We start from the raw sequence: 23,088 nt of genomic DNA, 5'->3' as shown, positions 1-23,088 counted from the left end.
GGATACATCTACAAATCTGGAGGCCTCAAGAGCGATCAATGGCGATTCCGACTTGGGTGAGCGATCGCGAAGCGTTCGGCAGATCGTCGTTGACGAACGAGGAGATACAGGACGTCTCGGAGACACTCGGGGTCGTATCGAACCCACTTCGGCTCGAAATCCTCGTGACACTCGGTCGCGGTGAGGCGCCGATGTCGTACACCGATCTGCGGGCCGCGATCTCGGTTCGCGACAACGGGAAGCTCAACTATCACCTCCGGCAGCTCGAGGGCCTCATCGAACGAGAGGACGAGCAGTACGCGCTCAGCGTGCGAGGCGAGCGCCTCCTCAAGCAGGTGACCGACGAGGCAATTCGGGAGTCCCCCTAGACAGCTGCGAGGAGAAACGCGCTTCTCCGAGAACTTAGGGGGGAACACGTCGAAGACGTGTGTCGATGCGTCGGAACCACGAAGAGCACGCCGCAGTGCAGCCGGAGACAATTTCGTTCTCTCGAGAAGGAATTCGCGCGGGCTTCCTCCAGTGTATGCCGGTCGCGGCCGGTGTCGGCGGCTACGGCGTCGTGTTCGGCGTCCTCGCTGGTCAGGCGGGGTTGAGCGTGGGGGAGGCCGCGCTGATGAGCGGGACGGTGCTCGCAGGTTCCGCACAGCTGATCGTGATGGAACTCTGGCGAGAGCCGGTTCCGATCGCCGCGGTAATCGCGACGACGCTCGTGGTGAATCTGCGCTACCTCCTGATGGGTGCGGCGCTCCGACCCTGGTTCGAGCAGCTCTCCCCGAGACAGACGTACGCGAGCCTCTTTTTCACCGCCGACGAGAACTGGGCGCTCACGATCGGCGAACTGCGCTCGGGGAGTCGCCGCGGCGCGTTCCTCCTCGGGAGCGGGCTCGCCATCTGGGCGTTCTGGGTGCTCGCGACGGTCGTCGGCGTCACCGTCGGCGACGTGATCGAAGAACCAGCGCAGGTCGGATTAGACTTCGTCCTGACGGCGGTCTTCCTGATCCTCGCAGTCGATCTGTGGGACGAGGCCTCGCGACTCCGTACGTGGGTGAGCGCCGCGGTCGTGGCAGTGCTCGCCGCCGGCTATCTGCCCGGATACTGGTATCTCGTGTGTGGCGGCGTCGCGGGGAGCCTCGTGGAGGTGTGGCAGTACGATGGCTGAGCTCGATCCCGTCGTCGTCGTCACCATCCTGGCGATGAGCGTCACGACGTACGCGACGAAGGCAGGCGGATTCTGGCTCCTCAGCCGAATCGAACTGTCGCCACGCATCGAACGGGGCCTCGACGCGCTTCCGGGCGCGATCGTCGTCTCACTCCTCGCGCCGGAGCTGACGAAGCTCGGTCCGGCAGGCTGGATCGCGGCCACTGCAGTCCTCGTGGTCGCCTGGCGAAACGACGGCACACTCGCGGCCCTCGGGGTGGGAATGGTCACCGTAGTCGCGTTGCGGGCGCTGTTGTAGCGCGAGGACGTGCAGCCGCAGTCGGTCGCGAGCGCATCACTCGTCCGCAGAAGCGATGAGGCGCGTCCACTTCTTTTCGACGTCCCGGTTCGCCACGACGATGGTGTCACCGTCGTCGTTCCGGAACCGGGTCTTCCGCAGTTCGATGGCTTCCACCGTCCCCGTAACGGGATCTGACTTCACTTCGTCACCGGGGTTGAAATCCGGATCGCGGAGGAGATAGACGCCCGCGACGGTGTCGGCGATCATATTCGAGAGCGCGTAGGAGACGCCGAGCGCGACGAAGCCGGCGGCAGTGCCGAGACTCGCGGCGATCTCGCCCATCCCGAAGATCTTCAGCAGCGTCAGCGCCGCTCCGAACCACAGGAACACGCTCACGATGGTCACGCCGAGGTCGACGACGAGGCGCTGGTCGTCCGGATAGACGGCGTCGAGCGTGCGACGGAGCACGCCCGTGAGCACCCGGATCCCGACGTACGCGATCGCGAGGAAGACGAGCCCCGTCAGGACCGTCGGCGCGGCCTGCCGAAGTCCGTCGGCGAACTCGAAGAGCGTCTGCCGGATCGTGTCGACGAGGAATCGGACGACTGTGGACATCGGTGCCGGTGCATTGACACTCAGTCACAAAGTGCTTCTGGAGAGGTAGATTCGAGCTGAGACAGCGAGCTCGAGCGGAATACGGAGCCTGGGAGAAGCGAGCCGGGAGAGAGCAGACGAAACGCGACGTCAGGCGAAGAGCTGTCGGGCGTCGTCGACGGCGTCGACGAGCGCGTCGATCTCTTCTTTCGTGTTGTAGATGTAGAAGGACGCGCGGGTCGAGGCCGGAACGCCGAGTTTGTCGTGCAGCGGCTGGGTACAGTGGTCGCCGGCGCGGATCGCGACGCCATGGTCGTTGAGGATGCTGGAGAGGTCGTGTGCGTGGACGTTCTCGAGGTTGAACGCGACGAGACCACCGCGCTCGTCGCCCGGCGGGCCGTATATCTCGACGTCGTCGAACGCCGACAGTTCGTCGTAGGCGTACTCCGCGAGCAGTTCCTCGTGGGCCTGGACGCGTTCCATTCCGATGTCGTCGAGGTAGTCGATCGCGGCGTGGAGGCCGATGCCCTGTGCGATGACGGGTGTGCCCGCCTCGAACTTCCAGGGGAGGTCCTCCCACGTCGAGTCCTCGTAGGTGACGCTTCGGATCATCTCGCCGCCGTAGAGGTACGGCTGCATCTCTTCGAGGATGTGTTCTTTCCCGTAGAGGACGCCGATCCCTGTCGGCCCGAGCATCTTGTGCCCCGAGAAGGCGAAGAAGTCGGCGTCGATATCTCCGACGTCGACTGGTCGCGTCGGGACGGACTGCGCGCCGTCGACGAAGATGTACGCGCCGTGGTCGTGGGCCAGATCGGCCAGTTCGGCGACCGGCGTGACCGTCCCGAGCGTGTTCGAGACGTGCACGACGGAGACCATCGCGGTCGAGTCGTCGATCAGTTCGGCCGCGTGGTCCATATCCAATCGGCCGGCGTCGTCGACGCGGATGTACTCGACGCTCGCGCCCGTCTTCTTGGCGATCTGTTGCCAGGTGACGAGCGAGGCGTGGTGTTCCATCTCGGTCAGGACGATCGTGTCGCCCGGCCCGAGTTCGGCGAGTCCCCACGCGTAGGCGACGAGGTTCATCGATTCGGTGGTGTTCTTCGTGAAAACGATCTCTTCTCGTCCCGCGGCGCCGATGAACTCCGCGACGCGGTCGTGGGCGTTCTCGTAGGCCACCGAGGCCTCCTGACTCAGGTGGTGAATCCCGCGGTGGACGTTCGAGTTGTAGCCGTAGTAGTAATCGACGATACTCTCGACGACGGATTTCGGCGTCTGACTCGTCGCCGCGTTGTCGAGGTAGACGAGCGGACGGGTGTCGTCCGGGCCCTCACCCGGCGTCTCGATGTCGCCGCCGACCTTCCGGTCGAGGATGGGGAAGTCCTCGCGAATCGACGCGACGTCGACTGGATACGTTTCCTGCGTTCCCATTGAAGACCCGTTAGCGTCCCAGCACTAACACGGCTTCGGTCCGGGCGGTCGCTGCCACGAGATGCGTTCGGAGACGATTCGCTCCGCTATAGTAGCGTTTGCAACTGATTACACAGCCAATCGCACGACTGCGTGCGATTAGGTGCGTGAAGACTTGCAAACGCTACTATAGTTGCGGACGATGAGGCAGAAGAGTCGTTTTCGGACGTGTACTGGAATAAACGTTCGACCACAAAATGGAGGTTTACGTTCTGCTCTGTCGGGTATCCAGAAACTACGGTGCGTGGGCGTCTAGACATCGGGCGAATAGCTCAAAAAGATAATACTTATTATCGTGTGTTCGTCGGTTCTGCACGATGACCGACGAAACGATCGAGACCGTCCGGACGCTTCTCCGCGGAGCGTTGGAGAACACTGACGACACCGAAGTGCACTACAAGCTCCGAACGGCGCTACAGTTGCTCGACGTGTACAAGAACGACATCGATCAGCTGCAAGACGCCGCCGAGGGCGACGACGACCTCGAAGAACGGCTCAGCGACCTCGGCTATCTCCAGTGACTCCGAGTCGGTGCCATCCAGCGTGAATGTCCGCCCGCCGGGGTCGTAAGCCGGCTTACAACCGTCGGAAGTGGACGAAGAACCAATCTAATGGCCTTGTTGAGAACGCAAGTAGCGGTTCTGTGTGTTTAAATAAATGAGTCGACGGCTCGCTGCCCGCGGCTCGGTTAGACGACGCGGACGGGGACCTCCGTCCGGCCGAGAACGCGGTTCGTCGTCGACCCGACGAGGGGCTTGTCCGGGTCCGAGCGACCGCGTTTTCCGATGACGATGAGATCGACGCCCTCGTCTTCGGCGTACTCGATGATCTCGTCCTCCGGGATGCCCGACTTCACGACGGTGACGCAGTCGACGCCCGCCTCGGCGGCCAGCTCCGAGATGTCGTCCGTGAAGCCTCGTCCCTTCTTTTCCAGTCGCTTCCGCGTCTGCGCGATGTCGCTCGGGACCGCCACGAAGTCGGCGTCACCCATATCCATCACGTACATCGTGTGGACCGTGGCGTCGTTCTTTTTCGCCAGGTCGATCGCTTGCCTCGCCGCCTTCATCGCCGCCTTACTCCCGTCGGTCGGGACGAGAATGTCGTGAACCTCGGTTTCTGTTGTTTCGCTCATACGAACCGATACGGTATCACGGTTAATTAATTGATACTTCGGCTATCACGATCTGGGACCAATCTCCCACGACAAGGATGGTACCCTCGACAAGACGTGTTGGTACGTCGAACGCGATTTCGGGAGGGCTTGCATTCGGTCACACCATCGAGCGAACCTGTAATTCTCTGATACTGTCGGACAGATGTTCGTGAACATATTGGCACCCACGGGGTGCTGATAATTTTCACACCGTTCTGTCCGACAGTACGAGGGACAGAGGCAATTTAATTTACACGCACAGATGAAAGACGGGATATGAACACCGACGGGGAGGGAGAGCCGTACCGAGCCTACTTCGAGGAGTCCCCGATCGGGGTGTTCGTGACCGACGCCGCCGGTGAGTTCGTCGACGCCAACCCAGTGGCCTGCGAGATGGTGGGACGCGAACGGGAAGAACTGCTCTCATTATCGATCAAAGACGTTACTGACCTTCCCGAAGGGGCCGCGCTCCCCTCGTCGTTCGCGAAGGTCAAAGAAACGGGGCGCGCCCGGGACGAGCATCAGTTGGTGCACGCGGACGGGCGGAGGATCGACGTCCTCCTCGATACGATGTCGCTCGGCGACGACCGGTTCGTCGCGTACGTCCAAGACGTCAGCGAGAAGAAGCGATACGAACGGGAGCTCGAACGGTTCAAAGCGTTCACCGAGCAGTCCTCTGACCTCATCACCCTCCTCGACGAAAACGGGCGGATCCAGTACAACAGCCCGGCAGTAGAAGATATCCTCGGATACAGTCAGGACGAACTGATCGGTGAAAATCCACTCGAGTACATTCATCCGCGGGACCGCGAACGCGTTGCCGATCAACTCCAGACGGTACTGACGACGACGGGGAGGGGGCCACGCGCCGAGTTCCGGATACGGGACGCCGACGGGGAGTGGGTATGGATCGAAAGCTACGGGACGAACCGCCTCGCCGACCCCAACGTCGAGGGGATCATCGTCAATCAGCGTGACATCACCGAACGCAAGGAGCGAGAGCGGACGCTCAAACAGTACGAGCGCGCCGTCGAACAGGCGACGGACCTCCTGGCCGCGGCGGACACAGACCACCGACTCCTCTTCGCGAACAAGCGCTACCGCGAGTTTCACGGCCTCAGCGACGACGATATCGGCACCACCACGCTGGAAGAAGTTCTCGGACCCGAACAGTTCGCGGAGATCGAACCGCGACTCGACGCCGTATTCGAGGGCGAGACGCACCAGTACGAGATGATCCGCCAGGACCCCGATGGCGACGACCACCACTTCGACATCCGGTATTACCCACTCAGGTCCGACTACGGCGAGGTCGTCGGTATCGTGGCGACGATGCGCGACATCACCGAGCGCAAGGAGCGGCGCCGGAAGCTCAAGCAGTACGAATACGCGGTCGAGAGTTCGACGGACTGGATCGTCGCCGTCGACACGGACCACCGAGTCCTCTTCGCGAACAGCGGGTTTCGATCGTTTCACGGCCTCGACGGCGACGCACGCGGAACGCCGCTCTCGGAGGCGCTCGAGGAGTCCGTGGCGACGGAAATCGTCCCGCAGATGGAGCGAGCGCTCGCCGGCGAGCGAGTCGAATTCGAGCATCAGACGACTTCCGACGGGGAACGACGCCCGGTTCGGAGCGTCGTCTTCCCGCTCGAAGACGACGACGGAACGGTCATCGGCGTCGTCGCGTTGATCCGTGACATAAGCGAACTGAAAGATCGAGAACAGCAGTTACAGGTGCTCGATCGGGTCCTCAGACACAACCTCAACAACAAAATGAACATTGTCAGCGGGTACGCCGAGTCGATCCAGGATCGGACGACAGATTCCTTTATCCAGGAGTCGGCGGCCAAGATCCGCGCGAACAGCGATCAGTTGACGCAGATGGCGTCGAAAGAACGGGCGATCACCAAGGTACTTTCGGACCCGCCCGCGATGGAAGCGGTCGACCTCGCCACAGTTGCACAGCAGATCACGTCGTCGGTGCGGAAGTCGCATCCGGCGGCAACTATCACGACCGAGTTACCAGAACAGCGCGTGGAGGTCGTCGTCGGTGCGGTGGGGCGTGCGCTCAAAGAGCTATTACAGAACGCAGTGACCCACTCCGACCGGGAGCGGCCAGCTATCGAGGTCCGGGTCCGGAACCTCCCGGACACGGTTCAGGTGCAAGTGGTCGACGACGGCCCGGGTATTCCGGAGATGGAGCGCGCGGTCCTGACCGGCGAGTCGGAGATCGAACCACTGCTCCACGGCAGCGGCCTCGGACTGTGGCTCGTGAAACTCATCGTCGGGCGCGCCGACGGAACGCTCCGCTTCGAGGAGAACGAGCCGAGAGGCAGCGTCGTCACGATAGCGTTCCCCCGGCCAGGAACGGCGGGCTAGCCGCGTCACATCCAGAGGAGTTGCGCGTGAAGCGTCCCGTCGACGTCGAGTACGCGCTCCTCGTCGACGATGCCGGCGTCGACAGCGACGGAGACCGCGCGCTCGCCGACGATGTTGGCCACGCTGGCCCGCGTGAGACTATCGACGACAGTGGCTTCGTCGGCCTCGGCGGCCTCGTCGCCGCCGTAGAACGCCTCCGTTACCTCTAGAGAGATGTCGCCTTCGGTGTAGGTCTCGCCCAGACACTCCGGGTCGCAAACGGAGACGAGCAGTCCTTCCGGTGTCTGTCGTTCGCGAAGGAGCATCACCGGTTCTGTTGTTGCTGTTGCAGCATCTCTTGTTCGCGTTCCTGCCGCAGTTCGTCGGCCTGCTGTTGGGCCTGTTCGGCCTCTTCGTCCTGCCCGAGTTCTTCGAGCGCGGCCGCCTTCTCTTCGAGCACGTCGGCAGTGCGCATTCCCAGTCGGATCGCGTTGTCGAAGGCGTTGACGGCCTCCTCGTTCAGGCCGCGTTCGCGGAGGAAGAAGCCGCGGTTGTACCACGCCTGCGGGAAGCGCGGGTCGATCTCGACCGCGCGCTCGGCGTGGCGCAGTGCCTCTTCGATCTCGCCGGCGTTCCAGAGCGCGTACGCGAGGTTCGTCTCGGCGGAGGCCGCGTGTTCGGAGTCGTCGTCGATGCGGAGCGCCTCGCGGTAGGAGCCGATGGCTTCGTCCCACTCCTCCAATTCGGCGTGCGCTGCGCCCTTGTTAACCCACGCCTCCTGGGCTTCGAGGGAGTCCTCGTCGGCGAAGCGCGCCGCGCGCTCGAACGTCTCGGTCGCCTCCTCGAAGCGGTTGATCTGCATATACGAGAGCCCGACGTCGACGAGCTGTTCGACGTCGACCTGATCTGAGGCGATGTTTCGCCGGTCGAGTTCGTCCGTGACGACGCGGCTGTCCACGGGATCGACCTTCGTCGGATCGACCTTCAGCTCCGGCGGGTCGAGGGTGAACTCCTCGTAGTCCTCGTCGAACCCCTGGCCCGAGGAGAACTCGTGGTCGTCTCGCTCGCCGTTTGTCATACCGCCTAATTTGCGGTCAGGACGGTTAAGGACTGCGTCACGGGGTTGCGGTGGGGAGCGATACCCACCCAGAGTCAGTGAGAGGACGAACAGTAGGTGGACGAACGAGGAAGAACGGCGTCGCGCGTGAGGCTGCCGCTCAGTCCTCGCCGTGCTCGTCGACGACTAACACGGGGACCTGCGTCTCACGCAGGACCTTCTCGGCGACGCTACCGAGCAGCGCCCTCGAGAGGCCCGAACGGCCGTGCGAGCCCATCACGACGAGGCCGATCTCGTTCTCGTCGACGAACTTTCGGATCGCCCGAGCGGGCTGGCCGGCCCGGACGTGTTCCTCGACGGTGAGCCCGCGTTCGGCGGCCATCTCAGCGACGTGGCCGGTCGCGGCGTCGGCGCTCGCTTTCACTTCCGGCATCTCGTCGAGGTGGCCCTGGCGGAGCCGGTCGACCTGTTCGGTCCCCAGCGAGTAGCTCGTGGCGTCGACGTCGATGACGTAGAGCGCGTGCAGCGTGGCGTCGTACTTCTCAGCGAGGTCGATCGCGTGGGCGACCGCGACCTCGGAGGTGTCGCTTCCGTCGGTGGGAACGAGAATGTTGTCGTACATCAGTCATCAGCGGGGGTCTGGCCCCCGTCGGTCGCCGCAACGTCTTCTGCGCTCTCGGTGCGAGACATCGGTTTCGGGCTGTGACACTGCCGGACCAGCCGCTTCGTGGACTCCGGCGGCTCCTCGGTGAGGAGCGAGACCACGATCGTGATCGCGAAGACCAGCGGCGTGCCGACCAGCGCCGCGCCGATCGCGGGGACGACGTCGCCGAAGGCCTGGCTGAAGGGGAGGATGAGGTCGTTGACGACGGCCGCGATCCACAGTAGCAGGCCGAAGCTCATCCCGGCGAGCGCGCCCGCGCGGTTGGTGTTCTCCCACCAGAGCCCGAGGAAGAACATCGGGAAGAGAACGATCGCCGCGAGCGAGAACGCCAGCGCGACGAGCTGGCCGATGAGCGCCGGCGGGTCAAGCGCCGTGATCGTGACGATGATACCGAGGAGCACGATCGTGCCGCGGCCGACCAGCACCTGCTCGCGCTGGGTCGCGTCGGGGTTGATGATGTTGGTGTAGATGTCGTGTGAAACCGCAGAGGACGCCGTGATGAACAGTCCGGCGGTCGTCGCGATCGCGGCGGCGATGCCGCCGGCGGCGACGAGGCCGACGAACCAGGTCGGGAGGTTCGAGAGCTGCGCCGCGAGCACGACGATGAGGTCACCCTCGCCGCCGGACATTCCGCCCGAAGCGGCGTACGTCGGGCCGTACTGGGAGGCGTCGTAGAGGTCGACGCCGAAGGCCGCAAGCGCCGGCGCGCCCCAGTACAGCAGCATAATGAAGAACAGTCCCCAGACGGTGGAGTGGCGAGCGGTCCGCTCGTTTTCGACCGTGTAGAAGCGAACGAGGACGTGTGGCAAGCCGCAGGTCCCGAAGACCAGCGAGAACGCGGTCGCGATCCACAGGAAGAACGAGGCGTTCACGAAGGGCTCGGAGAACTCGGTGTTGAGGTCGTTGATGAGCGCCCCGTACTCGATCTGCGGCAGGAACGTCGAGTAGCCGTTGACGATGCCGACGACGTAGACCGCCACGAGGAACGCGACGATGAGGATGACGTACTGGACGGCCATATTCTTCGTCGCGCCCATCATCCCCGAGAGGGTCAGGTACGCGACCGTGATGCCCATCATCACGACGACCATCGTCACGTAGTCGGTCCCGAAGACGTAGAGGCCGACGAGGCCCATCCCGCGCGCCTGACCGACCGAGTAGACGAAGCCGATGAGGATCGTCGTCGCCGCGCCGAGGGCGCGTGCGGTGTCGGAGTTGAAGCGGTCGCCGACGAAGTCGGGCGCGGTGTACTTCCCGAAGCGACGCATCTGCGCCGCGAGGAAGATGAGGAGCACGAAGTAGCCCGCCGTCCAGCCGATGATGAACGCGAGGCCGTAGAAGCCCGACAGCGCCACCAACCCGGCTAAGCCGAGGAACGACGCCGCAGACATCCAGTTCGCGCCGATCGCCATCCCGTTCTCGATGTTCCCGATCGAGCGGCCGGCGACCCACATCCCCTCGGTGTCGGCGACCTTGAACAGGTAGCCGACCACGAGGAACAGCGCAAGCATCGCGACGACCATCACGGCCGGAATCGGCTTGAACGAGATGTCGAGCGCCTCGGGAAGCAGATCGCCCGACTGCAGCGCGAGTCCCAGAAGCGAACTCATCGGGGTTCACCTCCGTCGGTCGCCGCCGCGTCGGCGTCGACGTCGTCCTGTGACTCGACCGCCGCGGTGGAGTGGTCGATACCGTACTTCTCGTCGAGTTTGTCCCGGCTCCGGGAGTAGAGGTACGCGAGCACCAGCGAACTCGTCGGCGCGAGGAACGCCACCGAGAAGTAGTGCGCCGGGAAGTTGAGGACCGGAATCGGCTGAGTCATCACTTCGGGCGCCAGATACGTCGCCGTCACCGGCCCCCAGGTGAGGATCACCCAGGCGATGAAGCCCGCCCAGACCTGCTTGAGGTGGTCGCGCATAAAGGGCGTGCTCGGCTTCAGGAGGTTGACTTCGGCCTCCAGATAGTCGACGTCGGCGTCGGTGTCGACCCCGCCGTCAGTTGCGATGCGTCCGTCCGCGTCGTCGGATCGGGTCTCGTCCTGTTCGTGTTCGGGATTATCTATCATAATTGGCTTCGAAATATATCGTGGCTCACGGTGTGCTCAGTCCTGGACGCTCGCGCGAATCTCCTCGACGATCTCGGGGTTCCGAAGGGTCGAGGTGTCGCCGAGTTCCTCACCGTTGGCGATGTCTTCCAGCAGTCGCCGCATAATCTTCCCCGAGCGGGTCTTCGGGAGTTCGGGCGTGAAAATCACTTCTTCGGGGCGCGCGATCGGTCCGATTGCGTCTTCGACGCCAGCGATGATCCGCTCGCGCAGGTCCGCATCGCCCTCGTGGCTCTCCTCGGTGATGACGTAGGCGTAGACGGCTTCGCCTTTCACCTCGTGGTCGCCGCCGACGACCGCGGCCTCGGCGACACCCTCGACGCCGACGATGGCGGATTCGATCTCCATCGTTCCGAGCCGATGGCCGGAGACGTTGATCACGTCGTCGACGCGGCCCAGAACGGTGATGTAGCCGTCCTCGTCGATTTTCGCGCCGTCCTCCGGGAAGTACACCCAGTCGTCGGGGTCGTCGCTGTCGGTGTCGGAGTACTCTGCCCAGTACTCCTCGATGTATCGCTCGTCGTTCTTATACAGGGTCCGAAGCATCCCGGGCCACGGTTTCTGCACCGTCAGGTAGCCCGCGCGGCCCGCGTCGATCTCGTCGCCGTTGGTATCGACGATCTGTACGTCGAGTCCCGGCAGCGGCGGCCCCGCAGAACCGGGTTTCATATCCTTGATGCCGGGCAGGGTCGTGACCATCATCCCGCCGGTTTCGGTCTGCCACCACGTGTCGACGACGGGGCACTCGCCGTCGCCGATATGTTGGTAGTACCACTTCCAGGCGCGGGGGTTGATCGGCTCGCCGACCGTCCCCAGGAGACGCAGACTCGACAGGTCGTGGCGGTCGGGGTACTCCGTGCCCCACTTCATAAACGCGCGAATCGCCGTCGGCGCAGTGTACAGTTGCGTCGCCTCGTAGTCCTCGATGATCTGCCACAGGCGGTCGCGCTCGGGGTGGTCCGGCGTCCCCTCGTACATCATCGTCGTGGTGCCGAGCGCGAGCGGCCCGTAGACGATGTAGGAGTGGCCCGTGATCCAGCCGATGTCGGCCGAGCAGAAGTAGGTGTCATCCGGTTCGATGTCGAGGACGGCCTGCGAGGTCCAGGCCGACCACGCGAGGTAACCGCCGGTCGTGTGCTTGACGCCTTTCGGCTGGCCGGTCGTTCCCGAGGTGTACATCAGGAACAGCATATCCTCGGCGTCGCGGGCGACGGGATCGACCGCTGCCCCCTCGTGGGCGGCGACGAGGTCGTCGTAGTCGTGCTGGTTGCCTGCGAGGTCGTGACCGAAATCGTCGCCGTTCGGGCCGAGACGGTCGACGACCACGACGTCCGAGACCGGATGTTCGACGGAGTCGAGGCCCTGATTGGCTTTCTGGAGGTGGTCGAGGGGGTCGCCGCGGCGGTAGTAGCCGTCGCAGGTGACCAGATACTCCGAGTCCGCAGCGTTCATCCGGGTTGCGAGCGCGTCCGCCGAGAAGCCGGCGAAGACGACCGAGTGCGGCGCGCCGATCCGCGCACACGCCAGCATCGCGATCGGCAGCTCCGGCACCATCGGCATATACATCGTGACGACGTCGTCCTCGCCGACGCCGAGGTCGCGGAGGGAAGCCGCGAACTCGTTGACCTCCCGGTGGAGTTCCTCGTAGGTGTAGGTACGATTCTCCTCGTCGACGGGTTCGCCCACCCACTCGATGGCGGCCTCGTCACCGCGGTCTGCGAGGTGCCGATCGAGGCAGTTCGCCGAGGCGTTGAGTTCGCCGCCGGTGAACCACTCGTAGAACGGCGGGGTCGAATCGTCTAAGACGGTGTCGTACTCGGTCTCCCACTCGAGCAGATCCGCCGCGGTTTCCCAGCACTCGGGCCAGTTCTCCTCGAACTCCTCGTAGATGCCCTCGTCGGAGACGTTGGCCTGACCGGTGAACTCCGCCGGTGGCTCGAAGACGTCCTGTTCGGCCAGCCGTGCTTCGAGTTCTACGTCATCATTTCCCATAGTCTATCACTCACAATCGGTCACCCCTACATAAGCGGAGGCTCTAATTATACCAATTATTACTGTTAGAGTCAGTCTGCTGCCACGAATACACGTCACTCAGCGGCGACGGTCGGCGGTCGACGGAGAGGCCGGCGTCTCGTCGAAGAAGGCCGTCAAAAGCTTCTGCTGAGCCTTTCTGAGGTGGTTGTGAAGCGTCGGTGAGGAGACGTCGAGCGAATCAGCCAGTTCCTCGGCGGTCGAGCCGCGAGGCCACTCGAAGTAGCCGCTGTGGTACGCCGCCCGGAGAACCGTCGCCTGGCGATCCGAGAGCCGATCAGCCAGGCGCTCGCGGAATCCCTGGTCGGTCTCGACAGAGCGGTCGGCCTGGTGTTTCGCCGCCAGCGACACCGAGGGGTGCGCGTCGGTGACAGCGTCGACGACCGCGCGGACGTCGGCCTCACCGGGCAGTTCGACCGTAACCGTCGCATCGCCGCCGTCGGCGCGCAACGATCGAACGCGGGCCCCGCTCTCGACGGCCGCGAGAGCGGGTGAGGCGTCCACGACGACCTCGACGGAGGCTCCGTCGCCGTAGTCCTCGATGAGGCGCGCGTCGGCGACGGCGTCGGCCGCCGAAGCGTGCGAGAGCACCGGATCAGCGCCCGCGCCCTCGACGACGAGGTAGTACAGGAGCGACCCGCCGCCGACGGGGACCATCCCGGAGAGTTCCACGTGGCACTCGAGTGTCCCCGAGAGGTCGGCGACGAACGACGACTCGGTCGGACACCGGAAATCGAGTTCGACGACGGTGTCTGCGAGCAGGAGGCGCTTTCGCTCGACGGCCGCGAGGGCGTGGCCGACCTGGGTTCCGAGGACTGCCAGCGCGTCCCGACGGTCCTCGCGCACCGCGTCGGTGGTCCCGACCGCGAGCACACCCGCCGCGGCCCCCTCGCGCACGACTGGAACGAGTGCGAGCGGCCCGTCCGCGGTCTGTTCGACCCCGACTGTCGGCGTCTCGACGGCGTCGATGGCGGCCGCTTCGTGCTCGTCGAGCGCGTGCTCGACAGCGGCCTCGTCGATGCCGCCGGCTCCGCGAAACGTGAACCCGTTTCCCGTCCGTTCGGCGAGCCACGCGAATCGGATGCCGTCGGCCGCCGCCAGACGCTCACACGCCGTCTGGGCGACTTCTCTCCCCGTCGCGGCGCCGACCAGTGCGGTTCCGAGGTCGGCCGCGAGTTCGACATCCTGGCGGAGTTCCGCCGAGACGTCGGACCCGTCGTCGTCGGCCAACGCGGCCGCGACGGCCTCGCGGTCGGGGTCGGTGAGCAGCGGTTCGAGGCTGTCCAAGCGGTCCCAGCCCCCGATTGCGCAGACGACGTGCGGTGGAACGCCGGCGTCGAGCAGGTCGGCCGCGAAGTGCCAGCGGAGGTCCCGCGAGGAGACGTCGACCCCTTCGACGCGCGCGGAGACTTCGCCGACGAGCATCTGGAGCCGCCGCGGCGAGACCGTCAGCAGGGGGTCGTCGTCGCCGACGCCGACGCTGCCAGCGTACTTGCGGAGGTCGTGCTCGACGTCCGTCGGGAGGTACGCCTCTCGTGTGATTCCGTCCCCGTTTCGCACCGCGAGAAAGTGGTGGCCGTCCTGCGATTCGACGTCTCCCAGGCGGACGCGGGCCATCTCCGCTGGACGGAGACCGACCTCGCCACCGAGTCGAAGCACGAGATCCTCGCGATGCGTTCGGGTGGCCCGACGGAGGCGCTCGTACTCGCGGGCGTCGAGGGGCGACATTCTGTTTCGACGTATTCAAAGAAAGCGAAATAAAGATGTGGATTTTCGAGACAGAACCTCGGACGTCGCGGGATCTAAATGTTCTATCTGTCCCTACTGGGTAGATAGCGTCGAAAAAATCTGTTTTCGTCTTTATTCGAGTAATCGAAACGTCATCGGTCCCGCGTTCGAGACCGGATCTCACCGAGAATCTCGGGGTTGCGAAGCGCGGAGGTGTCGCCGAGCGTCTCGTCGTTAGCGACCGCCCGCAGGAGTCGGCGCATCACCTTTCCGGAACGTGTCTTGGGGAGATCCGGCGTGAAGACGATCTCCTCGGGGGTGGCGACGCCGCCGATGGCGTCTTCGACCGCCGCCCGGATCCGTCCGCGCAGGTCGGACTCGGCGGCGTCGCGTTCGGGCGCGACGTAGGCGTAGATTGCCGTCCCCGTGGTGTCGTGGTCGGCCCCGACGACGGCTGCCTCGGCGACGCCCGCGACGCCGACGATGGTCGACTCCAGTTCCATCGTGCTGAACCGGCGGCCGGCGACGTTGACCGCCTCGTCGATGCGTCCCAGGAACGTGATGTACCCGTCCGCGTCCTGGCGAGCGCCGTCTTCCGGGTAGTAACGCCAGGGGCCGCCGTCGTGTGCCCCCCAGTCAGTGCCGGTCGCGAGGGCGCGCGGCATCCCCGGCCAGGGGCGAGTGATCGCGAGTTCGCCCGACTCGTCGGGTTCGACTGGTTCGCCGCGGCCGTCGACGACCGCCGCGTCGATGCCGGGGAGAGGTTTGCCCGCCGCGCCGGGTTTCATCGCGTCGACGCCAGGGAGCGTCGAGACGAGGATCGCGCCGGTCTCGGTCTGCCACCAGGTGTCGACGACGGGGCACTCGCCGCCGCCGATGTGCTCGTGGTACCAGCGCCAGGTTGGTTCGTCGATGGGTTCGCCCACGCTGCCGAGAAGCCTGAGACTGGAGAGGTCGTGGCGGTCGGGGTACTCCGCGCCCCACTTCATAAACGCGCGAATCGCCGTCGGCGCGGTGTAGAACACGTCGACTGCGTGGCGGTCGACCAGTTCCCAGAGGCGGTCCTTCTCCGGGTGGTCGGCGGTGCCGCCGTACAGCATCGTCGTGGTGCCGAGCGCGAGCGGCCCGTAGACGATGTAGGAGTGGCCCGTGATCCAGCCGATGTCGGCCGAACACCAGTGAGTATCCTCCGGCCGGATGTCGAGCACGGAGCGCGCGGTCCAGGCGACGTGGGCGAGATAGCCGCCGGTCGTGTGCGTGACGCCGCGCGGTTCGCCGGTCGTCCCCGACGTGTAGATCTGAAAGAGCGGGTCCGAGGCCGCCCGCGAGACGGGCTCGACCTCGTCCCCGCGGTGGGCGTCGATCAGCTCACCGTAGTCGTGATAGCCCGGGCCGAGATGCACGCCCTGGCCGAGGTGATCGAGGACCACGACTTCGACGTCGTGATCGAGCGCGAGGCGGGCGTTGTCGGCTTTGTTCTTCTGCGCGATGGCGTCGCCGCGGCGGTAGTAGCCGTCGCAGGTGACGAGGTACGCCGACGTAGAGCGGGCCATCCGCTCGGCGAGCGCGTCGGCGGAGAAGCCGGCGAAGACGACGTTGTGAATCGCGCCGAGGCGCGCACACGCGAGCATTGTCACCGGAAGCTCGGGGACCATCGGCAGATACAGCGTCACGACGTCGCCGGCCTCGACGCCCAGTTCGCGCAGGGCCGCCGCCGCGGCGTTGACCTCGCGGTGGAGTTCGAGGTAGGTGTAGCTCCGGGAGTCGCCGAGGTGGCCCTCCCAGACGAGCGCGCGCTGATTCTTGCGCTCGGGAAGGTGGCGGTCGACACAGTTGACCGAGGCGTTGAGCGTCCCACCGGGGAACCACTCGAACGGAGGCGTCTCTCCGCCGCGGAAGACCGTCTCGGGGAAATCGTCCCAGTCGAGTAACTCGCCCGCCCGACGCCAGCAGTCGGGCCACTCGTCGGCGAAGGTCTCGTAGATATCGGGATCAGAGACGACTGCCTGCTGGCGGAACCACGCCGGTGGATCGAGTGCCGTCCGGTCGGTTCGGGTCCGTCCCGAGCCCTCGCCTGTCATCGTGTCTCTCTCGATGGCGGTACGGGCATAAGTTTCCCGCTCGCGGCGGTCGAAGCGGGCGAAATTCGAGATCCAGTCCGCGATCTGAACAAAAAATCGAACGGGAGCACTGTGATATCACTCGCGGGCGGAGCGTTTTCATCGCCGAGCGCGTACGCCGAGGTATGCGCCTCTTCGTCAGCATCGACCTTCCCGATCGGCTCGCGGCGGCCGTCGCGGACGCACAAGAGCGGTTCGCAGACGCCGAGGGGCTCCGCTTCGTCGACCCCGAGCAGGCCCACCTGACGCTCCAGTTCCTCGGCGAGACGGACCCGGATCGCATCGAGGAGATCGAAGCAGCACTGGAGCGCGCGGTCGCCGACGCCGACGTCGACCCCTTCGAGTTTCGGGTCGGCGGCTTCGGCGTCTTTCCGTCACAGAGTTACATCAGCGTGGTCTGGGCGGGCGTCCGCGAGGGTGTCGGCGGTGCGGAGACGAGACGACTCCAGAGCGCCGTCGAGCGCGAACTGGCCGAGCTCGGGTTCGAGGGCGACGATCACGACTTCACGCCGCACATCACCATCGCGCGGATGGACGACGCGCGCGGGAAAGACCTCGTGCAGCGGGTCGTCCGCGAGACGGACCCGGACATCGGCTCGTTCCGCGTCGACGAGATCAGATTGAAAAAGAGCACGCTGCGCTCCGACGGTCCGGTGTACGAGACGGTCGCAGCATTCCCGTTGTGAGGGAGAGGCGTTGCGCAGCCGGGCGATCACCGGCTACTGGGCTGGACAATCACGGCTGCTGGGCTGGACAATCACGGCTGCTGGGCTGGGCGATCACCGGCGCTCAATCGGCCTGCTGCGCCTGCGGCGTCGACCCGTCTCGCCACCGCCGGAGTTCGTTCCGGATCGTCGTCCGCTTGACGAGTACGAACCCGACGAAGATGATCGCAAAGCCCAGCACGGTCGTCGGCGCGAGTCGCTCCTCGAGCGCGATCCACCCCGAGATGGCGGCGAAGATCGGAATGACGTACTCTAAGAGACTGACCTCCACGGGGCCGACGCGACGAAGCAGCCAGAAGTACAGGCCGAATCCGCCCGCGCCCGCGACGACGGCGAGGTAGCCGAGCGAGACGACCGCTTCGAGCGACCAGACGACGTCGGCCGCCGACTCCCACGGCAGCGCGACGCTCGTCACGTGGAGGACGACCGCGCCGACGAACATCATCCACGCCTGTTCGGCCAGCATCGGCATCGTGTCGGCGGCGTCGTGCGTGAGCACCGCGCCGACGGCGAAGGTGACCGCCGAACCGAGCACGAGCACTACTCCGAGGAGGTCCGCACCGACGAGGTTGGCCGGATCCGGATTCGCGATGGTGATGACGCCGACGAAGCCGAGCGCGACCCCGACAACGCCGCTCGGCGTGAGTCGCTCTCGCGTCGACGACAGCCGCGTCAGCGTCGGCGTGATGACGGGGATGAGACCGAGCAGGACGGCTGCGACGGCGCTCGTGACGTACACCTGTCCGGAGAACAAGAACGCGTGGTGGATTCCGATGAGGAGAACGCCGCCGGTCAGAATCGGCCGCCACTCCGCACCGTGGGGACGGATCCGATCGCCGCGCCACGTCGCGAGCGCGAAGAGCACGATCGCAGCCAGGTCGAAGCGAAGCGCAGCAAAGAGAGCGGGCGGGATCCACGCGAGGCCGGCCTTCGTCACCATAAACGCGGTGCCCCAGATGGCGGCCGCGAGCAGAAAGACGAAGGCAGTCAGATTACGCATTGACGTGAGAGACGACACGGGCGGTGTTGAATATCTCGAAACGGCGCGGCGGCGACAGCTCGGCACGGGGCAGATCAGAGTGAAACAGCATCGTTCGGGGCTGTGAGGCGCTCGCACGCGAGCGGCGTCGAAGGAACAAGATTTTATGCGATCCGGGGAAACAGACGAGCACTATGAGCAAGAAGTCGAAGGCCAAGAAGAAGCGTCTGGCCAAACTGGAACGCCAGAACACGCGCGTTCCGGCCTGGGTGATGATGAAGACGGACATGGAAGTCACGCGAAACCCCAAGCGTCGCAACTGGCGGCGGAGTGACACGGACGAGTAAGAATGAGCGCCAGCGACTTCGAAGAGCGCGTCATCACGGTACCGCTCCGAGACGTCAGCGTCGTCCCCGCCCACGAGCGCGCGGGTCGAGCGATGTCTCTGATCCGAGAGCACCTCGCGAAGCACTTCTCGGTCGAGGAAGACGACGTCCGTCTGGACCCCTCGCTCAACGAGACGGTGTGGGCACGCGGCAAGCAGAAGCCCCCGAGCAAGCTCCGCGTCCGCGCCGCCCGATTCGACGAGGACGGCGAGTCCATCGTCGAAGCGGAGCCGGCAGAATAACGTGCTCCGCGCCTCCTTCGCCGGGTCGCCCTACGTCGGCGTGTTCGCCCGTGCGACGGACGACGTACTCATCGTTCGCTCGGACGCCGAAGACGACGTCGTCGACGCGATGGCCGACGAACTCGACGTTCCGGCCGTGGCGACGACCGTCGGCGGCTCCGGAACCGTCGGCGCGCTCGCGACCGGCAACGAGAACGGGATCCTGGTGACGAGCCAGGCGACCGAGCGCGAGAAGGAGGCCATCGAATCCGCCGCGGGCGTCCCCGTCGCGGAACTACCCGGCCACATCAACGCCGCCGGGAACGTCGTTCTCGCGAACGACTACGGGGCGTACGTCCACCCCGACCTCACCGAGGAGGCCGTCGACGCCGTCGAATCCGCGCTCGGCGTCCCCGCCGAGCGCGGCGACCTCGCGGACGTCCAGACCGTCGGGACGGCCGCCGTCGCGACCAACGAGGGCGCGCTGTGTCACCCGAAATCCCGCGAGCCCGAACTCGAAGCGCTCGAAGCGCATCTCGACGTTCGCGCGGACATCGGGACCGTCAACTACGGCGCACCGCTCGTCGGCTCCGGGCTCGTCGCCAACGAGACGAGCTACGTCGCCGGCGAGGACACCACCGGCCCGGAACTGAGCCGGATCGAGGACGCCCTCGGCTACCTCGAGTAACCTCGCGTTCTCCCCGTCGGTATCACCGTCTGCAGAGGAGCGTCCAGTACGATCGCCGCCTCCGACTTTTGCTCCGAACGGCGTTTCTGAGAGCCGCTCTCACGGCGTGACTCGCGCCCGTTTTCGGGAGCCCGAGTAGGAAGATACTTCCCGCTCGCTCGGGAATCGAACGGTATGAGTAAGTTCGCAGTGAGCGGCCGGTTCCAGAGCCGCGACGGATTCAGCGAGTTCAACACAGTCGTCGAGGCTCCGAACGAGAACGTCGCTCGCGAGCGCGTCTACGCGAACGTCGGGAGTCAGCACGGTCTGAAGCGGACTCAGATCGAGATCGACGAAATCGCAACGGAGGCCGCAGCATGATGGGCGGCGGCGGTCAGCAGCAACTCCAGCAGCTCTCCCAGGAACTGCAGGCGATCGACGAGGAAATCGAGACGCTGGAATCCGAGGTCGACGATCTCCAGTCCGAGCAGACGGAGATCGACGAAGCGATCGAAGCGATCGAGACGCTCGAGACGGGATCGACCGTGCAGGTCCCCCTCGGCGGCGGCGCGTACCTCCGCGCGGAGATCCAGAACATCGACGAAGTCATCGTCGACCTCGGCGGCGACTTCGCGGCCGAACAGCCCGCAGACGACGCCGTCAGCGCGCTGCAGACGAAGCAGGACGCTCTCGACGACCGCATCGACGAGGTCCGCGAGGACATCGACGAACTCGAAGACGAGAGCTCCGAGCTCGAACAGCAGGCCCAGCAGATGCAACAGCAGATGCAGCAACAGCAGATGCAGCAGATGCAGCAGATGCAGGAAGGCGACGACGAATAACGCAACCGCAGACTCGATTTACGGGTGCGCCGCCGTAGAAGCAGCACCCAGACGGTAGACGACCACGTAACAGCGGCAGACAACTATGTTCGACGGACTGAAAAAGAAGCTCAACAGTTTCCGCGAAGACGTCGAGGAGACGGCCGAAGAGAAAGCAGAGGAATCAGCGGCCGAACTCGACGAATCCGAGGCCGAGGCGGCGGACACCGAGGACGCCGCCGGCGGAGTCGAAACGGCGGCATCCGCCGAGGAGGGGACCGAAACGACACCGGAGGGTGGCGAGGTCACCGAACCAGACACTGTCGCCGCGGAAACGGCCGAACCCGGCGACGAGAGCGCGGAAACTGCGACCGCTGAGAGAGACCACGCGACGTCCGAGACGACAGCGGCAACCGGCGATGAAGCCGCAGCAGAAACCGGTGGTGAGACCGCAGCGACCGAGGCAGACGGTGCGGACGAACAGCCCGCCTCGCTCGCCTCCGAGGAGGCCGCAGCCGCGCTGCAGGACGAAGACGAGGAGGACGACTCCGGTCCCGGTCGGCTCAAGCGCGCCGCAGCGTTCGCCACGGGGAAAGTGATCATCGAGGAAGAAGACCTCGAAGACCCCCTCTGGGAACTCGAAATGGCGCTTCTCGAAAGCGACGTCGAGATGAACGTCGCCGAGGAGATCCTCGACACCGTCCGCGAGAAGATGATCGGGGAGACGCGCGCGCAGGTCGAGACCACGGGCGAACTCGTCGAGACCGCGCTCCACGACGCGCTCTACGAAGTCATCAGCGTGGGGCAGTTCGACTTCGACGCGCGCGTCGAGTCGGCGGAGAAGCCGGTCACGATCGTCTTCACCGGCGTCAACGGCGTCGGGAAGACGACGAGCATCGCGAAGTTGGCCCGCTACTTCGAGAACCGCGGGCTCTCGGTCGTCCTCGCGAACGGCGACACCTACCGCGCCGGCGCGAACGAGCAGATCCAAAAGCACGCGGACAACCTCGACACGAAACTCATCGCCCACGAGCAGGGTGGCGACCCCGCCGCCGTGCTCTACGACGCCGTCGAGTACGCCGAGGCACACGACATCGACGTCGTCCTCGGCGACACCGCAGGTCGGCTCCACACCTCGAACGACCTGATGTCCCAACTGGAGAAGATCGACCGCGTCGTCGACCCCGATATGACGCTGTTCGTCGACGAGGCGGTCGCGGGCCAAGATGCCGTCGAGCGCGCGAAGACGTTCAACGACGCCGCCGAGATCGACGGCGCGATCCTCACGAAGGCCGACGCCGACTCCAACGGCGGCGCGGCCATCTCCATCGCGTACGTCACGGGCAAGCCGATCCTGTTCCTCGGCGTCGGACAGGGCTACGACGACATCGAGCGATTCGACCCCGAGCGGATGGTCGAACGTCTGGTGGGCGAGGAATCGTAGCCGTTCTTCGATAGCCGTAGCCGCTTTTCGATTTTCGATAACTCCGCCGCCTACGCGTCGCCGTCGGACTGGAACGGCTCGCCGACCGCCGATCTGGGCAGGAGGTTCAGAAACTCCAGTTCGAGGTCGTCGCTCGAGGTGAAGCGGTCGCTGTCAGACTGCTGGATCACCTCGCCCACGGTGACCGAGCCCTCGGCCAGTCGGACTGTCAGGTCGCCGCACTCGCTGGTCACGCGCGACGGCGACACGGGGAACGAGAGCCCGGAGAAGACCGTGCCGATTCTATTGAGTCTGATCGATTCTGTCATACGTACCTCTAGTACGTTCGGGAATATAATAAATGTATATGATATTTCTGAGGCCCTCCTCATCGGAGTGTGTGCCGTCGTGGGACGAACACCGTGCGAACGGGTCAGGGACGCGCTCGGGAGAGTTATTCGACCGCCAGCGCCAGTCCGAGCGAGATCATCGCACCGCCGCCGAGCCAACTCAGCCGGGAGGTCGTCGCCGACGAGGACAGCGCCCGCCCGACCCGCCCGGACGCGACGCCGATACCGCCGAGGTACACCGCCGTCAAGGCGGCGTACGTCGCTCCGAGGAGGAGCATCCGCGGCGCGGCGTCCGGCCCCGACCCGGCGAATCCGGGGAGAAAGGCGAGAAAGAACAGCGCGACTTTCGGATTGAGCGCGTTGACGAGGACACCCCGGCGGAAACTTCCGGCTGCGGTTGCGGCCGCTGCGTCTCCGTCCGTCTCCGTTCCCGAGTCGGACCCCGTCGAAGACCCGAACTCGTCGTTGCGGATCGCCTGCACGCCGAGGTAGAGCAGATACGCCGCGCCGACGTACTTCACGACCTGATAGGCCGCGGGCGCGGCGCGGAGGAGGGCGGCGAGGCCGAGCGACGCCGCCGCGGTGTGAAAGAGCACGCCCGTCGCGATCCCGAGCGCGGAGCGCACGCCGGCGTCGCGGCTCTGGATCCCCCGCGTGAGGACGTACATCGTGTCCGGTCCCGGCGTGAGAATGAGCGCGACTGCCGCCGCACAGAACGCGAGATACGTCGAGAGGTCGGGAAGGACCGCCATCACCGCAGCGTCGTCCGCGGCGCAGAAAAAGCCTTTACCCGCGTGGCGG

26 protein-coding genes are annotated in these 23,088 nt (G+C 65.3%); 12 read left to right on the top strand and 14 right to left on the bottom strand.

Annotated features, from left to right (window positions below; all coding sequences use genetic code 11):
* Window positions 1-38: 38 nt before the first annotated feature.
* The 3 genes from RBH22_RS12410 (at window position 39) to RBH22_RS12400 (ending at window position 1,457) form a co-directional block, all read left to right on the top strand.
* A complete protein-coding gene (locus RBH22_RS12410) occupies window positions 39-368 on the top strand; it encodes a helix-turn-helix domain-containing protein (protein ID WP_256288617.1) in 330 nt (109 codons plus the stop codon).
* A 65-nt stretch (window positions 369-433) separates the two neighbouring features.
* Window positions 434-1,159 (top strand): AzlC family ABC transporter permease, encoded by a 726-nt coding sequence (locus tag RBH22_RS12405; protein ID WP_306677652.1) that lies wholly within the window; start codon window positions 434-436, stop codon window positions 1,157-1,159.
* A complete protein-coding gene (locus tag RBH22_RS12400; protein ID WP_256546067.1) occupies window positions 1,152-1,457 on the top strand; it encodes an AzlD domain-containing protein in 306 nt (101 codons plus the stop codon). Before RBH22_RS12405 ends, RBH22_RS12400 begins: the two co-directional genes overlap by 8 nt.
* A 36-nt stretch (window positions 1,458-1,493) precedes the next feature.
* Here the strand turns inward: RBH22_RS12400 and RBH22_RS12395 are convergent, their stop codons facing one another.
* Window positions 1,494-2,054 carry a mechanosensitive ion channel domain-containing protein gene (locus tag RBH22_RS12395; protein ID WP_306677651.1) on the bottom strand — a complete coding sequence of 187 codons (561 nt, stop codon included), beginning with the start codon at window positions 2,052-2,054 and terminating at the stop codon, window positions 1,494-1,496.
* 129 nt (window positions 2,055-2,183) lie between these two features.
* Window positions 2,184-3,461 carry a bifunctional cysteine desulfurase/selenocysteine lyase SufS gene (gene sufS / locus RBH22_RS12390; protein WP_256546069.1) on the bottom strand — a complete coding sequence of 426 codons (1,278 nt, stop codon included), beginning with the start codon at window positions 3,459-3,461 and terminating at the stop codon, window positions 2,184-2,186.
* Window positions 3,462-3,817: 356 nt separating this feature from the next.
* Here sufS and RBH22_RS12385 point away from each other — a divergent pair, with 356 nt between their 5' ends.
* Window positions 3,818-4,021, top strand: a complete 204-nt coding sequence (locus RBH22_RS12385; protein WP_256288612.1) for a hypothetical protein — start codon at window positions 3,818-3,820, stop codon at window positions 4,019-4,021.
* Between the two features lie 167 nt (window positions 4,022-4,188).
* Here the strand turns inward: RBH22_RS12385 and RBH22_RS12380 are convergent, their stop codons facing one another.
* Window positions 4,189-4,632, bottom strand: coding sequence for a universal stress protein (locus RBH22_RS12380; protein WP_121568699.1), 444 nt, complete (start codon window positions 4,630-4,632; stop codon window positions 4,189-4,191).
* Window positions 4,633-4,929: 297 nt separating this feature from the next.
* Here RBH22_RS12380 and RBH22_RS12375 point away from each other — a divergent pair, with 297 nt between their 5' ends.
* Window positions 4,930-7,032 carry a PAS domain S-box protein gene (locus RBH22_RS12375; protein WP_306677650.1) on the top strand — a complete coding sequence of 701 codons (2,103 nt, stop codon included), beginning with the start codon at window positions 4,930-4,932 and terminating at the stop codon, window positions 7,030-7,032.
* A 5-nt stretch (window positions 7,033-7,037) separates the two neighbouring features.
* Here the strand turns inward: RBH22_RS12375 and RBH22_RS12370 are convergent, their stop codons facing one another.
* The 8 genes from RBH22_RS12370 to acs (RBH22_RS12335) all read right to left on the bottom strand — a co-directional run bounded on the left by RBH22_RS12370 (window position 7,038) and on the right by acs (RBH22_RS12335) (window position 16,676).
* Window positions 7,038-7,337, bottom strand: coding sequence for a DUF424 domain-containing protein (locus tag RBH22_RS12370; RefSeq protein WP_256288609.1), 300 nt, complete (start codon window positions 7,335-7,337; stop codon window positions 7,038-7,040).
* The gene (locus RBH22_RS12365) at window positions 7,337-8,089 is read right to left on the bottom strand and encodes a tetratricopeptide repeat protein (RefSeq protein WP_256288608.1); all 753 of its coding nucleotides are present in this window, start codon (window positions 8,087-8,089) and stop codon (window positions 7,337-7,339) included. Before RBH22_RS12365 ends, RBH22_RS12370 begins: the two co-directional genes overlap by 1 nt.
* Window positions 8,090-8,228: 139 nt before the next feature.
* On the bottom strand, window positions 8,229-8,690 hold the full coding sequence (locus tag RBH22_RS12360; RefSeq protein WP_256288607.1) for a universal stress protein: 462 nt from the start codon (window positions 8,688-8,690) through the stop codon (window positions 8,229-8,231).
* Complete coding sequence (locus RBH22_RS12355; protein WP_121568704.1) at window positions 8,690-10,342, bottom strand: VC_2705 family sodium/solute symporter; 1,653 nt, start codon at window positions 10,340-10,342, stop codon at window positions 8,690-8,692. The genes RBH22_RS12360 and RBH22_RS12355 overlap by 1 nt, the downstream gene beginning before the upstream one ends.
* The gene (locus RBH22_RS12350; protein ID WP_256546072.1) at window positions 10,339-10,797 is read right to left on the bottom strand and encodes a DUF4212 domain-containing protein; all 459 of its coding nucleotides are present in this window, start codon (window positions 10,795-10,797) and stop codon (window positions 10,339-10,341) included. The genes RBH22_RS12355 and RBH22_RS12350 overlap by 4 nt, the downstream gene beginning before the upstream one ends.
* Window positions 10,798-10,833: 36 nt before the next feature.
* Window positions 10,834-12,828, bottom strand: a complete 1,995-nt coding sequence (gene acs / locus RBH22_RS12345) for an acetate--CoA ligase (protein ID WP_306677649.1) — start codon at window positions 12,826-12,828, stop codon at window positions 10,834-10,836.
* A 99-nt stretch (window positions 12,829-12,927) separates the two neighbouring features.
* Complete coding sequence (locus RBH22_RS12340) at window positions 12,928-14,595, bottom strand: bacterio-opsin activator domain-containing protein (RefSeq protein WP_306677648.1); 1,668 nt, start codon at window positions 14,593-14,595, stop codon at window positions 12,928-12,930.
* A 152-nt stretch (window positions 14,596-14,747) separates the two neighbouring features.
* On the bottom strand, window positions 14,748-16,676 hold the full coding sequence (acs, locus tag RBH22_RS12335) for an acetate--CoA ligase (protein ID WP_306677647.1): 1,929 nt from the start codon (window positions 16,674-16,676) through the stop codon (window positions 14,748-14,750).
* 164 nt (window positions 16,677-16,840) lie between these two features.
* On the opposite strand from acs (RBH22_RS12335), the gene thpR reads away from it, so the two are divergent.
* Window positions 16,841-17,401: an RNA 2',3'-cyclic phosphodiesterase gene (thpR, locus tag RBH22_RS12330; protein WP_306677646.1), complete on the top strand. Its 561-nt coding sequence runs from the start codon at window positions 16,841-16,843 to the stop codon at window positions 17,399-17,401.
* A gap of 103 nt (window positions 17,402-17,504) precedes the next feature.
* Here thpR and RBH22_RS12325 read toward each other — a convergent pair whose 3' ends face one another.
* Complete coding sequence (locus tag RBH22_RS12325; RefSeq protein ID WP_306677645.1) at window positions 17,505-18,440, bottom strand: DMT family transporter; 936 nt, start codon at window positions 18,438-18,440, stop codon at window positions 17,505-17,507.
* Between the two features lie 173 nt (window positions 18,441-18,613).
* Here RBH22_RS12325 and RBH22_RS12320 point away from each other — a divergent pair, with 173 nt between their 5' ends.
* From RBH22_RS12320 to ftsY, 6 genes are all read left to right on the top strand, one after another.
* On the top strand, window positions 18,614-18,766 hold the full coding sequence (locus tag RBH22_RS12320; RefSeq protein ID WP_049985609.1) for a 50S ribosomal protein L39e: 153 nt from the start codon (window positions 18,614-18,616) through the stop codon (window positions 18,764-18,766).
* 2 nt (window positions 18,767-18,768) lie between these two features.
* Window positions 18,769-19,047 carry a 50S ribosomal protein L31e gene (locus RBH22_RS12315; RefSeq protein WP_121568711.1) on the top strand — a complete coding sequence of 93 codons (279 nt, stop codon included), beginning with the start codon at window positions 18,769-18,771 and terminating at the stop codon, window positions 19,045-19,047.
* Between the two features lies 1 nt (window position 19,048).
* On the top strand, window positions 19,049-19,714 hold the full coding sequence (locus RBH22_RS12310; protein ID WP_306677644.1) for a translation initiation factor IF-6: 666 nt from the start codon (window positions 19,049-19,051) through the stop codon (window positions 19,712-19,714).
* 174 nt (window positions 19,715-19,888) lie between these two features.
* Window positions 19,889-20,074: a 50S ribosomal protein L18Ae gene (rpl18a, locus tag RBH22_RS12305; protein ID WP_256288599.1), complete on the top strand. Its 186-nt coding sequence runs from the start codon at window positions 19,889-19,891 to the stop codon at window positions 20,072-20,074.
* On the top strand, window positions 20,071-20,535 hold the full coding sequence (gene pfdA, locus RBH22_RS12300) for a prefoldin subunit alpha (protein WP_256546078.1): 465 nt from the start codon (window positions 20,071-20,073) through the stop codon (window positions 20,533-20,535). The genes rpl18a and pfdA overlap by 4 nt, the downstream gene beginning before the upstream one ends.
* A gap of 85 nt (window positions 20,536-20,620) precedes the next feature.
* Window positions 20,621-21,958, top strand: coding sequence for a signal recognition particle-docking protein FtsY (gene ftsY / locus RBH22_RS12295; protein WP_306677643.1), 1,338 nt, complete (start codon window positions 20,621-20,623; stop codon window positions 21,956-21,958).
* Window positions 21,959-22,008: 50 nt separating this feature from the next.
* Here the strand turns inward: ftsY and RBH22_RS12290 are convergent, their stop codons facing one another.
* The gene (locus RBH22_RS12290) at window positions 22,009-22,266 is read right to left on the bottom strand and encodes a hypothetical protein (RefSeq protein ID WP_256546080.1); all 258 of its coding nucleotides are present in this window, start codon (window positions 22,264-22,266) and stop codon (window positions 22,009-22,011) included.
* 125 nt (window positions 22,267-22,391) lie between these two features.
* Window positions 22,392-23,039: a LysE family translocator gene (locus RBH22_RS12285; RefSeq protein ID WP_306677642.1), complete on the bottom strand. Its 648-nt coding sequence runs from the start codon at window positions 23,037-23,039 to the stop codon at window positions 22,392-22,394.
* Window positions 23,040-23,088: the final 49 nt, after the last annotated feature.

It is taken from the genome of Halobellus sp. H-GB7 (genome assembly GCF_030848585.1).
In the GTDB taxonomy this organism is placed as follows: Archaea; Halobacteriota; Halobacteria; order Halobacteriales; family Haloferacaceae; genus Haloquadratum; species Haloquadratum inordinatus.
This window is presented reverse-complemented; position numbering and strand designations above follow the sequence as displayed.

What these genes read in the sequence shown, in the direction of transcription:
- RBH22_RS12350 (WP_256546072.1), bottom strand. Translation starts at nt 10,797, where the DNA reads ATGATAGATAATCCCGAACACGAACAGGACGAGACCCGATCCGACGAC.
- RBH22_RS12365 (WP_256288608.1), bottom strand. Translation starts at nt 8,089, where the DNA reads ATGACAAACGGCGAGCGAGACGACCACGAGTTCTCCTCGGGCCAGGGG.
- acs (WP_306677649.1), bottom strand. Translation starts at nt 12,828, where the DNA reads ATGGGAAATGATGACGTAGAACTCGAAGCACGGCTGGCCGAACAGGAC.
- RBH22_RS12395 (WP_306677651.1), bottom strand. Translation starts at nt 2,054, where the DNA reads ATGTCCACAGTCGTCCGATTCCTCGTCGACACGATCCGGCAGACGCTC.
- RBH22_RS12325 (WP_306677645.1), bottom strand. Translation starts at nt 18,440, where the DNA reads ATGCGTAATCTGACTGCCTTCGTCTTTCTGCTCGCGGCCGCCATCTGG.
- RBH22_RS12290 (WP_256546080.1), bottom strand. Translation starts at nt 22,266, where the DNA reads ATGACAGAATCGATCAGACTCAATAGAATCGGCACGGTCTTCTCCGGG.
- RBH22_RS12410 (WP_256288617.1), top strand. Translation starts at nt 39, where the DNA reads ATGGCGATTCCGACTTGGGTGAGCGATCGCGAAGCGTTCGGCAGATCG.
- RBH22_RS12380 (WP_121568699.1), bottom strand. Translation starts at nt 4,632, where the DNA reads ATGAGCGAAACAACAGAAACCGAGGTTCACGACATTCTCGTCCCGACC.
- sufS (WP_256546069.1), bottom strand. Translation starts at nt 3,461, where the DNA reads ATGGGAACGCAGGAAACGTATCCAGTCGACGTCGCGTCGATTCGCGAG.
- RBH22_RS12400 (WP_256546067.1), top strand. Translation starts at nt 1,152, where the DNA reads ATGGCTGAGCTCGATCCCGTCGTCGTCGTCACCATCCTGGCGATGAGC.
- RBH22_RS12320 (WP_049985609.1), top strand. Translation starts at nt 18,614, where the DNA reads ATGAGCAAGAAGTCGAAGGCCAAGAAGAAGCGTCTGGCCAAACTGGAA.
- RBH22_RS12385 (WP_256288612.1), top strand. Translation starts at nt 3,818, where the DNA reads ATGACCGACGAAACGATCGAGACCGTCCGGACGCTTCTCCGCGGAGCG.
- pfdA (WP_256546078.1), top strand. Translation starts at nt 20,071, where the DNA reads ATGATGGGCGGCGGCGGTCAGCAGCAACTCCAGCAGCTCTCCCAGGAA.
- RBH22_RS12340 (WP_306677648.1), bottom strand. Translation starts at nt 14,595, where the DNA reads ATGTCGCCCCTCGACGCCCGCGAGTACGAGCGCCTCCGTCGGGCCACC.
- RBH22_RS12355 (WP_121568704.1), bottom strand. Translation starts at nt 10,342, where the DNA reads ATGAGTTCGCTTCTGGGACTCGCGCTGCAGTCGGGCGATCTGCTTCCC.
- rpl18a (WP_256288599.1), top strand. Translation starts at nt 19,889, where the DNA reads ATGAGTAAGTTCGCAGTGAGCGGCCGGTTCCAGAGCCGCGACGGATTC.
- ftsY (WP_306677643.1), top strand. Translation starts at nt 20,621, where the DNA reads ATGTTCGACGGACTGAAAAAGAAGCTCAACAGTTTCCGCGAAGACGTC.
- RBH22_RS12405 (WP_306677652.1), top strand. Translation starts at nt 434, where the DNA reads ATGCGTCGGAACCACGAAGAGCACGCCGCAGTGCAGCCGGAGACAATT.
- RBH22_RS12375 (WP_306677650.1), top strand. Translation starts at nt 4,930, where the DNA reads ATGAACACCGACGGGGAGGGAGAGCCGTACCGAGCCTACTTCGAGGAG.
- RBH22_RS12285 (WP_306677642.1), bottom strand. Translation starts at nt 23,039, where the DNA reads ATGGCGGTCCTTCCCGACCTCTCGACGTATCTCGCGTTCTGTGCGGCG.
- RBH22_RS12370 (WP_256288609.1), bottom strand. Translation starts at nt 7,337, where the DNA reads ATGCTCCTTCGCGAACGACAGACACCGGAAGGACTGCTCGTCTCCGTT.
- thpR (WP_306677646.1), top strand. Translation starts at nt 16,841, where the DNA reads ATGCGCCTCTTCGTCAGCATCGACCTTCCCGATCGGCTCGCGGCGGCC.
- RBH22_RS12360 (WP_256288607.1), bottom strand. Translation starts at nt 8,690, where the DNA reads ATGTACGACAACATTCTCGTTCCCACCGACGGAAGCGACACCTCCGAG.
- RBH22_RS12315 (WP_121568711.1), top strand. Translation starts at nt 18,769, where the DNA reads ATGAGCGCCAGCGACTTCGAAGAGCGCGTCATCACGGTACCGCTCCGA.
- acs (WP_306677647.1), bottom strand. Translation starts at nt 16,676, where the DNA reads ATGACAGGCGAGGGCTCGGGACGGACCCGAACCGACCGGACGGCACTC.